Source organism: Pseudonocardia sp. SID8383, assembly GCF_009864975.1.
Classification (GTDB): Bacteria; Actinomycetota; Actinomycetes; order Mycobacteriales; family Pseudonocardiaceae; genus Pseudonocardia; species Pseudonocardia alni.
In genome coordinates this window covers 1-2,095 of record NZ_WWFY01000888.1, presented here as the reverse complement: position 1 = coordinate 2,095, position 2,095 = coordinate 1, and the positions used below count along the sequence as shown (strand labels likewise).

The window sequence follows — 2,095 nt, the reverse complement described above, 5'->3', positions numbered from 1 at the left end:
GAGCGGCCGGGCGGGTCAGCGCTTGCGGTAGGCCATCCCGGCCGCCACCGCCCCGGCGACGGCGCCCGCGCCGAGCACCGAGGGCACCCCGATCCGGGCGGCCTTGCGCCCGGTCCGGAAGTCGCGGATCTGCCAGTTGCGGGCCTTCGCGACGTCACGCAGCTCGGAGTCCGGGTTCACCGCGACCGCGGTGCCGACCGCCGAGAGCATCGGGACGTCGTTCACCGAGTCCGAGTAGGCGGTGCAGCGGCGCAGATCCAGACCCTCCGACGCGGCCAGCGCGCGCACCGCGTGCGCCTTCGCCGGGCCGTGCAGGATCTCGCCGACCAGCCGTCCGGTGTAGAGCCCGTCGACGGACTCCGCGACGGTCCCCAGCGCTCCGGTCAGCCCCAGCCGGCGGGCGATGATTCGCGCCAGCTCGATCGGCGTCGCGGTGACCAGCCAGACGCGCTGGCCCGCGTCGAGGTGCATCTGGGCCAGCGCCCGGGTGCCCGCCCAGATCCGGTCCGACATCAGCTCGTCGTAGATCTCCTCGCCGAGCGCGACGACCTCGTCGACCGGACGGCCCGCGACGAACGACAGCGCGGTGTCGCGGTGTCCCGCGATGCCGCCCTTGTCCTCCCGGCCGCCGACCCGGAACTTGATCTGCTGCCAGGCGAAGCCGGCCATGTCGGAGGTGGTGAAGAACTTGCGCGCGGCCAGGCCGCGGGCGAAGTGGAAGATCGACGCGCCGACCATCATCGTGTTGTCGCAGTCGAAGAAGGCGGCGGCGGTGAGGTCGGGCGGCGCGCCGTCCCCGCCCTCCGGGCCGTCGGGGTGGTCGTCGGCCTCGGCGGCGACGGCCGCGGCGGCGGAGGCCTGACCGGCCCGCTGCGCGGAGTCCAGCGCGGTCGCCCGCTCCAGCACCCCCGGCTCCTCGGAGAGCCCGGTGTGGGTGGGCGGGTGAGACTCGCGGGTCCCGCTCTGGTCGAGAGGGGGGACGGACCCGGGATCACTCACCACGGCGGCCTTCCTGGTGCGACGGCGTCTCGCGTCCCGAGGGGATCGGGGCGCGGCCCCAGCCTACTGCCGGAACGCGGGAGCGGGCCCGGCCTCCGGTACGTGACACATGTCGACGCACCGGGGACCGGGCCCGTACCCGTGGTGTCCGGAGCGGATCAGCCGAGGGTGACCGGGCCGAGGCCCGGCAGCAGCGGCGGGATGGTGATCGGCGGCAGCAGACGGTCCTGCTCCGACGACGACTCCGACGAGCTGCCCGACCCGCTGTCGGAGGTGGTCGACCCACCACCGTTCAGCAGCGGCAGCCCGCCGTCCTGCTGCGAGGACCCCGAGGTGGTCGGGGCCTGCGAGGTCGAGGTCGCCGGACCGGAGGTCGGCGACGGCGACGGCGTGCCGGTCGCGGTCTCCGACGGCGTCACCGGCGCGGACTGCTCGACGGCCTGCGCCGAGGACGGCCCGCCCGCGGTGCGGCACTCGCCGGGCACCGGGCCGAGGTCGTCGACGGTGCCGCCGCTGTCCGCGGCGCAGCCGGTGCCGGCCCGCAGCGCCTCGGCCCGGGAGAGCACCCGGTCCAGCAGGCGGATCGCCTCCGAGGTCTCCCCGCGGCTCTCGGCGGGCAGGTCGGACTGCAGACGGGTGATGCGCCCGGACTGGGCGGCCGCCCAGGTCCGCAGCTCGGCCAGGCGGGAGGTGTCCGCGCCGTCGGTCCCGGCGCCGGTGAGCATCAGCCTGCTGCCGGTGCTGGTGGCCCGGTCGAAGTCGCCCATCGCGGACGCGACCGCGTCCGGCGACGGCGGTGTGGACCGCGCGACCAGGCTCTCCAGCTCGTCGACCCGGGAGCGGGCCAGGTCGAGCTGGCGGGCGGCCTCGGCCTGCTGGCCGACGGTGAACACCCCGCCGACGCTCTCGCTGGCGCGCTTCATGCCGTACATCGCGTCGCCGGGCAGGGCGTCGCGGCTGGCGGTCGAGGTCACGCCGGCGATCACCGCGAGCGCGGCGAACCCGCCGACGACGACGCCGAAGCGCTTGCGCACGCTCGGACGGCGGCGGTCCAGCATCCGGGCGCCGGCCTGCGCCGGGCGGGCGGAGTCGTCGC

The 2,095-nt window shown here is 76.2% G+C and carries 2 protein-coding genes; both read right to left on the bottom strand.

Annotated features, from left to right (window positions below):
• Positions 1-15: 15 nt before the first annotated feature.
• On the bottom strand, positions 16-906 hold the full coding sequence (locus tag GTW08_RS21460) for an HAD family hydrolase (RefSeq protein ID WP_062398055.1): 891 nt from the start codon (positions 904-906) through the stop codon (positions 16-18).
• Positions 907-1,157: 251 nt separating this feature from the next.
• The coding region (locus GTW08_RS21455; protein WP_161152440.1) for a DUF5667 domain-containing protein at positions 1,158-2,095 on the bottom strand (938 nt) is incomplete at its 5' end.